This is a genomic window from Actinomadura sp. B10D3, from assembly GCF_039871695.1.
Classification (GTDB): Bacteria; Actinomycetota; Actinomycetes; order Streptosporangiales; family Streptosporangiaceae; genus Spirillospora; species Spirillospora madurae.
Genome location: NZ_JBDPLY010000040.1, coordinates 61,841 through 68,977, shown reverse-complemented (window position 1 = coordinate 68,977; position 7,137 = coordinate 61,841). Strand labels below are relative to the sequence as shown.

General features: G+C 71.0%; 9 protein-coding genes and 1 pseudogene. 6 read left to right on the top strand and 4 right to left on the bottom strand.

The annotated features are described in order from the left end of the window. Positions 1 to 221, top strand: a pseudogene (locus tag ABGB11_RS38540) (IS630 family transposase); the annotation flags it as partial. Here ABGB11_RS38540 and ABGB11_RS38535 read toward each other — a convergent pair. Further along, positions 186 to 1,055: a hypothetical protein gene (locus ABGB11_RS38535; protein ID WP_347640449.1), complete on the bottom strand. Its 870-nt coding sequence runs from the start codon at positions 1,053 to 1,055 to the stop codon at positions 186 to 188. The pseudogene ABGB11_RS38540 and the gene ABGB11_RS38535 overlap by 36 nt on opposite strands. A gap of 196 nt (positions 1,056 to 1,251) precedes the next feature. Continuing rightward, positions 1,252 to 2,037 carry an alpha/beta fold hydrolase gene (locus tag ABGB11_RS38530; RefSeq protein WP_347640448.1) on the bottom strand — a complete coding sequence of 262 codons (786 nt, stop codon included), beginning with the start codon at positions 2,035 to 2,037 and terminating at the stop codon, positions 1,252 to 1,254. 83 nt (positions 2,038 to 2,120) lie between these two features. Here ABGB11_RS38530 and ABGB11_RS38525 point away from each other — a divergent pair, with 83 nt between their 5' ends. From ABGB11_RS38525 to ABGB11_RS38505, 5 genes are all read left to right on the top strand, one after another. Continuing rightward, entirely contained in the window at positions 2,121 to 2,690 is a 570-nt protein-coding gene (locus tag ABGB11_RS38525; protein ID WP_347640447.1) for a sigma-70 family RNA polymerase sigma factor, read from the top strand. Next, on the top strand, positions 2,683 to 3,237 hold the full coding sequence (locus ABGB11_RS38520) for a VOC family protein (protein ID WP_347640446.1): 555 nt from the start codon (positions 2,683 to 2,685) through the stop codon (positions 3,235 to 3,237). Before ABGB11_RS38525 ends, ABGB11_RS38520 begins: the two co-directional genes overlap by 8 nt. Before the next feature lie 368 nt (positions 3,238 to 3,605). Continuing rightward, positions 3,606 to 3,905: a hypothetical protein gene (locus ABGB11_RS38515; RefSeq protein WP_347640445.1), complete on the top strand. Its 300-nt coding sequence runs from the start codon at positions 3,606 to 3,608 to the stop codon at positions 3,903 to 3,905. Between the two features lie 323 nt (positions 3,906 to 4,228). After that, a complete protein-coding gene (locus tag ABGB11_RS38510) occupies positions 4,229 to 4,864 on the top strand; it encodes a hypothetical protein (RefSeq protein ID WP_347640444.1) in 636 nt (211 codons plus the stop codon). 330 nt (positions 4,865 to 5,194) lie between these two features. Beyond that, positions 5,195 to 6,106, top strand: a complete 912-nt coding sequence (locus tag ABGB11_RS38505) for an LLM class F420-dependent oxidoreductase (protein WP_347640443.1) — start codon at positions 5,195 to 5,197, stop codon at positions 6,104 to 6,106. Here ABGB11_RS38505 and ABGB11_RS38500 read toward each other — a convergent pair. Together ABGB11_RS38500 and ABGB11_RS38495 are read right to left on the bottom strand one after the other, a co-directional pair. Further along, the gene (locus ABGB11_RS38500; protein ID WP_347640442.1) at positions 6,093 to 6,470 is read right to left on the bottom strand and encodes a VOC family protein; all 378 of its coding nucleotides are present in this window, start codon (positions 6,468 to 6,470) and stop codon (positions 6,093 to 6,095) included. The genes ABGB11_RS38505 and ABGB11_RS38500 overlap by 14 nt on opposite strands. Then, entirely contained in the window at positions 6,467 to 7,093 is a 627-nt protein-coding gene (locus ABGB11_RS38495) for a TetR/AcrR family transcriptional regulator (protein WP_347640441.1), read from the bottom strand. Before ABGB11_RS38495 ends, ABGB11_RS38500 begins: the two co-directional genes overlap by 4 nt. Positions 7,094 to 7,137: the final 44 nt, after the last annotated feature.

Sequence of the window (7,137 nt, the reverse complement as noted above, 5' to 3'; positions counted from 1 at the left end):
CCTCCTGGCTGAACCAGGTCGAGCGGTGGTTCGGCGTGCTCTCCGAGCAACGCCTCCAGCGCGGCGTCCACAAGACCCTCCGCGCCCTGGAAAACGACATCCGCGACTGGATCAAGACGTGGAACGAAAACCCCAGGCCCTTCACCTGGACCAAGACCGCCGACGAGATCCTCGAACGCCTCGCCTCATATCTTGATCGAATTCCTGGCGCGGGACACTAGCCCAGCGCCGGGCTCCGTTGGCTTCGCCTCGCCGGCGTCGCAGGAAGGCCAGGCGCGCGGCCACCTGGTCCATGGTGGCGTCGTCGGTTTCCAGCCGCGCTGGAGTAATGCCGTCAGGAGAGCCTCCAGATAGGGCGCTGGGCGGGTGAGGAAGTTCTTGCTCACGGGGATGACGTCCCAGCCCGCCTCCTTGGCGAGCCAGCACCGGCGCTCGGTGTCGTGGGCACGGGCTTCGCGGCCGGTGTGGTGCCGGTCGCCGTCATATTCCAAGCCGACGCGGTATTCCGGGTAACCGAGGTCGATGTACCACCAGTGCCCTCGGGGTCCCATCACCTGCACCTGTGTCTTCGGCGGCGGGAACCCGGCCTCCACTACGGCGACGCGGGTCCAGCTCTCGCCGGGGGAGGCCGCGCCGCGATCGCCGAGCCGGACGTTCTGGCGCAGCCGTTTGTTGCCGCGGTAGCCCGGGAGGGTCCGGGCCATCGCGGTGAGTTCGCCGGGGTCCACACCGCGCCGGAGGAATTGGTCGAGGGCCGCGACCGCTTCATAGCGGGGAAGCCATCGCGCACAGTCCAGTGCGGTGCGGGCAAGGCTCGTGACGCGTACATCGGTTCTCTCCACGACATGGTCGGCCGGAAGTGCCGCGTGCTCGGCGGTGACCGGAGGCAGGCCGGAGTCGGTTTCGGGTGATCGGGGAGTGATGAGCTCGACGTCCCAGTCGGCTTCGTTCACTCCCGGGGGTAATACGTCGAGGCCCCATATCCACGCGGCCGTACGGCGCGCGATGACGACGTCGTCCGGAAGGAGGCCGCTCAACGCGGCGGCGCGAGCCATGAGGGAGGCTCCCTTCACGGGGACGAAGTACGCGCCGGGGCCGACGGGGACGATGCCGGCAGTCGTTCGCTTCCAGGTGAGGCTGAAGCCGTTCATGTGAACCGATGATGCCCGCCCGGCGGTCACCGCGAGGAGCGCCGCGAAAATGTGGATAACTTCGAGTTTCCCCAGGTCAGAGCAAGATGGCTTGCGGGTGTCACCCCGGGGATTCCGCCGGGGTGTTGCCGCGTCCCGGCATCGCGGAGACCGCGCCGGTCGCCCAGGCGCCGATGCGCTTGATCAAGTCAGGGGTGGCGGCCGTTTCGGCGTGCCCGAACGCGGGCTCGATCCACAACTCCCGCGGGTCGGCCGCGGCGCCGAACAGCTGATGTCCGTGTTCGAGGGGAAAGTATGGGTCCGCGTCGCCGTGGACGACGAGGAGCGGCACCGGCGCGATCCGGCCGACGACCTCGTGCGGCGCCTCGGGCACCGGGTCCCATCCGTTCGGCGCGATCCGTGTTCCCCGTGCCAGCCGGACCGCCATCCGCCCCATCCGCCGCTCGATGACCCAATGCACGCGCCGCATCGGGACCGTCCCGCGGTAGTACCAGCGTGCGGGCGCGCTGACCGAGACCACCGCGTCGACCCCACCGTGCAACGCCGCATACCGGACGACGATCGCCCCACCCATGGAGAAGCCCGTCAGGACGATCCGTTCGTACCCGCGTCGGCGTGCCGCCGCGACCGCCGCGTCCACGTCGAGCACCTCCCGGTCACCGACCGTGGAGCGTCCGCCCGACCTGCCGTGCCCGCGGAAGTCGAGCCCGATCACGCCACCGTGCCGGTTGAGGGCGCCCGCGATCCGGCGGAGTGCGGGCTGCCGCCACGAGCACGTGAACCCGTGCGCGAGGACGAAGCACACATTCCCGTCACCCCTGGCATGACCTGCGTCGATCCGCACGCCGTCCGCGGTGTAGAGGGTCAGCGGTTCGGGAATCACCACGCCTCCATGATCGTCCATCACGTCCTCGCCGATTTTTTCACTCCCACCCGTCGGAGGATCGGCCCGCCGAGCGATGGAGGGATATGAACCACCCGGGACGCCTCCAGCCCGACCCGGGGCCGGCGCTGCTCGATCTCTACGACGAGGCCCTGCCCGAGGTCTACGGCTACCTGCTGTCCCGGTGCGGCCGGCGGGCGCTGGCCGAGGACCTGACGGCGGAAACCTTCCTGGCCGCGGTCGAGGCCGTGCGGAAGGAGCCCCCGCCGATGTTGTCCGTCGCCTGGCTGGTCGGCGTGGCGCGACACAAGTTGGCCGACCACTGGCGGCGGGCGGCACGGGAGCAACGCGGCCTCCAGGCGATGGACAGGGGCGTTCCCGGCACCTCGGAGGATCCATGGGACGAGCGCGTGGACGCACTCCTCGCCCGGGAGGTCCTCGAAAAGCTGGGGCCCCACCATCGGGCCGCGCTGACGCTCCGCTACCTGGACGGGCTGTCCGTCCCGCAGGTCGCCGAGCATCTCGGCCGGACGCTCCATGCCACCGAGGCGCTGCTGACACGGGCCCGGACGGCCTTCAGGCACGCCTACAACGACCACTGTTCACCACCGAGACCGGGCCCCGGAGACCGCGGAAAGGAGGGCCACGATGACTGATCCGCTGGAGGCTCTCCGCACACCGGTCGTCCCCGTCGACCCGGACCCGGCCTTCGCGGCACGCCTGCGCGAACGTCTGCGGCGCGCGCTGCTTCAACCCACGGGAGACACCATGGCCACGAGCAACGTCCACGAGACGAAAGCCCGAGTTCGAACGCTCACCCCGTACCTGTGCGTTGACGACGGGCAGCATGCCCTGCGCTGGTACGCCGACGCGTTCGGCGCCGAGCTGCACAGCGAGCCGACAATGATGGAGGACGGGCGGGTCGGCCACGCCGAGCTCGCCCTCGGCGACTCCGTGCTGATGCTCGCCGACGAGTGGCCCGAGCTGGGCCTGCTGGGCCCGAAGGCCCGCGGCGGCCCCAGCCAATCGCTCTACCTGTCCGTCCCGGACGTCGATGTCGTCTTCTCCCGCGCGGTCGAGATGGGCGCCTTCCCCGACCGTCCCGTGGCGGACTACCCCTACGGCCGCAACGGCGTCGTCATCGACCCGTTCGGACACCGCTGGATGATCACAAGCCCGCCCCCCACACCTCCGCGGGCGTAGGCACGGCGATGTCGCCGATGCCCCGGTCCAGGTCCCCGGCAGAGAACGGTGCCGCCGCGTCCACGAGCCCATCTTCGGCCTGAAGGCCGAAGGCGTGAGCCACGGGTGCAGACCAAGCCCCGCAGACCGGACACCCAGGGCCTCCACCAGCCCACCCTCGCCCTGCGAGCCGCAGGCGCGAGCCACGGGTGCGGAATAGGTTCCGCGGGCCGGAGGCGTGGGGCAGGGTCGCGCGGGCTGGCCTGCGGGCCGGAGGGGCGGGGTTTCGGGGTGGAGTTGCGGGGTGGCTGGGGGTGGGGGGTGGGTAGGTAGGGGGATGTGGGTGGTGGGCTGGTTCTTCGGTGGGCTCGGGCGTCGGAGTGGCTGGTATGGACGGCGACGACCGTGCGTCTCGGCTGAGGGCGCGGCGGGGCGGTGAACGCCGTCCCGACCAGGCCGGGGCGCGTGCGAAGCAGAGGCGCGAGGCTGACGAGTACGCGCGCCAAGCGATGGTCTCCTCGGCGCGCGCCCATGATCGGGCCGCGTCCCTGCTGGAGGGGATGGCCGCCGCACATCCCGAGGAGGCGGATCTGCATCTCCAGTCGGCCGCCCGGCATCGCAAGTGGGCGGAGAACGACAGGGAGCTGGCGCGGAAGTACGCGCCGCATGGCGGCCCGGACGGATTGTGACCGGTGACTTCGACTACATCACCGAGTGGCCGGCGTCCTAGCTCGTCATCAACGTCGTGGGCAGACCAGGCCTCGAGACCGCGGCCCGCATGACGGCGCCGCGGTCGAAGGCCGGCGGCACCGGTCGCGGACGCGGCGCTCCGCCGATCCATCTGCGACTCTGGCCGGTTCGCATGCTGGTGAGGACGAGGTCTGACCGGCGCGGTCCGGCCCAACGGCGGTGAAAGCCGGCGGGCATCGTGCCGACGGCCCGCGGCTCGGGGGGGGGCAGCGCGGGCGGCCGCGGCGCGGATCCTGTGTGGGTGCGGGGGAAGAATGGGGGCATGACCGTCGATGCGGAGACTTTGGCCACGGCTCGCCGTTCGTTGCACGGGGTCGCGGAGCTCGTACTGGCAGGGCCTCAATACCGGCACAGCGGGACGATACGGCTGCGGGTCGTGCCGGGCGGGTTCGGGACGATCCAGGCCCCCGACCTGCGGGTGAACGAGACCGAGCTGGTGTCCGGCGACCGTGAGGTTCCCTTGAACGGGGCTACGTGCCGCGAGCTGGGCGCGGCTGTGAATGTTGAGGCAGGGGGTGTCGGAGACCTGTACAAGGATGGCAGCGGTGTCGGTCTGGACGAGGTCCTGGGAGTCGACGCGGAGGCGGCCCATCAGATCGTCCAGGCGTTCGGGCAAGGGCAGGCGGCTCTCACCAGGTTCGCGCCGGAGATCACGCCTGTGCTCTGGCCGGAACACTTCGATCTGGGCATCGCGGTCGATGCCGTCAATTACGGAGTGTCGCCCGGAGACGAACAGGTGAACGAGCCCTACGCGTATGTCGGCCCGTGGGAGCCGCGGCATGGGGAGTTCTGGAACACCGCCTTCGGTGCCGCGCGGCCCTTGCGCGTCCTGCCCGGGGCCACCGCGCTGCTGGACTTCTTCATGGAGGGCCGAGACCGCGCGATCCGCGACTCCTGACTTTCCGGGCCGCCCCGCTGTCGTGCCCTGAGCCGGTGACGTGGCCGCGTTCACAGCCTCACGGTTCAGGTCGAGCCCTCGGAGGAAGCGTTCAGGAGAGCCCGGTCGAAGTCGGCGGCGACGGCAGGTGCCCGCGTGGACGCCGGGCTCGACCCCGGGGAGGCGTCGCCGGCAGATGACGGCTACGGCAGGGATCATGAGCGCCTCGCTCACACCACGCCCCGCCATCACCACATGTCGCGCCATGCACATCTTGTTGTGACCTCTTCATGATCGGCGTTTATGGGGCATGTGTAAGGATCGGGTTATTCCGGTTCTGGGGAGGGTGCTGTGCGGGTCGGTGTGTTGCTGAGCGAGCGTGGCGGTGCGGATGCGCTCGCCGAACTGGCGGACGATGTGCGGCAGGCGGCGGACGACGGGTTCCCCTCGGCGTGGCTCTCGCAGATTTTCGGGCTGGACGCGCTGACCGCGCTGGCCGTGGCGGGGCAGGGGGTGCCGGGCATCGAACTGGGGACCGCCGTGGTGCCGACGTATCCGCGGCACCCGGCCGTCATGGCGCAGCAGGCGCGCACGACCGCGCTGGCGTTGCAGGGGCGGCTGACGCTCGGCATCGGGCTGTCCCACAAGATCGTGATCGAGGACATGTACGGGTACGACTTCGGCCGGCCGATCCGGCACATGGACGAGTACCTGTCGGTCCTGGTGCCCCTGCTGAACGGGGAGAGCGCCGCGTTCACCGGTGAGACCGTGACGGGGAACATCGGGTTGAGCGTCCAGAACGAGGGGCGCGTGCCCCTGCTGCTCGCCGCGCTCGGGCCCAAGATGCTGAAGCTGGCGGCGGAACGCGCGGACGGGACGGTGCTCTGGATGACCGGTCCGGTGACCGTGCGCGACCACATCGCGCCGACCATCACCGCGGCGGCACAGGCGGCCGGACGGGACGCGCCGCGGGTCGTGTGCTGCCTCCCGGTCTGCGTGACCGACGACGTGGAGCGGGCCAGGGAGCGGGCCGCGAAGACGTTCGAGGTGTACGGGACGCTGCCGTCCTACCGGGCGATGATGGACCGGGAGGGCGTCGAGGGCCCCGGAGACCTCGCGGTCGTCGGGGACGAGGACGCGGTCGCGGCGAAGCTGGAAGAGCTGGCGAAGGCCGGCGTCACCGATTTCGTCGCCGGCGAGTACATGCCGGGCGACGACCGCAGGCGCACCCGGGAGTTCCTCAAGACCGTCACGGGGCGATGAGCTCGTAGAGGTTGCCGCTGGAGTCGGAGAAGAAGAGGCCGCGCCCGCCCAGCGGGTGGTTCTCGTCGACCCGCCCGTTGTCCGGGTGGGCGGGGTCGTCGCCGTACGGGATCTCGCGGGCGTCGAGGCGGTCCCGGACGGTGTCGAAGGTGGCGGCGTCCACGTCGAAGGCCAGGTGGTGGCCCTGCGGGTAGGCGACGGTCATGAAGTCGAGGGTGAGCTCGTCGTTCACGCGGATCGGGACGAAGTGCCGCGCGTGCGGGTGGACGCCGGTGTAGGGCAGCCCCATGACGGTGGCGAAGAAGCGGGCGGCCTCGTCGTTGTCGGCGGCGGTCACGATCGTGTGGTTGAGCGTGATCGTCATTCGGGGGCTCCTTCCTTGAGGGCTCCGTGGAGGAAGACGTCCAGGTAGTCGTCGACCGGCAGCGGGTCGGGCGTCTCGGGGCCGCCGGGCGGGCGGGAGCGGGTGAAGAGCAGGCCCATGAACAGGCTCGCGATCTGCTCGGCGGGCAGGCGCAGCCGGTCGCGTTCCGGTTCGAACAGGTCGGCGAGGGCGTCGCGGGTGCGGGTCATCGCGTTCTCGCGCCCGGCGCCGGGATGGTCGCGGCCGCCGGGCAGGCCGCGCCCGCCGCGGCCGGTGGCGTGCAGCGCGCCGATGACCAGGCCCATGCGGGTGAGGTAGGCCTCCACCGCGGCGGCGGCCTCGGCGAGGCGGGCGGGCAGCGGCTGGTCGAGCGGGATCGCCTCGATCTCCGCGAGGACGTGCTCGCCCCGGAGCGCCTCGGCGACGCACGCGTCCAGCAGTTCCTCCTTGTCGGCGAACACCCGGAAGATCGTGGCCTCGCCGATCCCGGCCGCGCGGGCGATCTGGCCGGTCGTGACGGCGGTGCCGTGCTCGGCGACCAGCGGCAGCGCGGTCCGGACGATCATTTCGCGGCGTTCCGGGGGGCTCATCCCGGGAGCGCGCCGCCGTCTCTTCTGCTCCATGCCCGCCAGGCTACGGAGTGAGTACTCACTCCGTCAATGTCGAA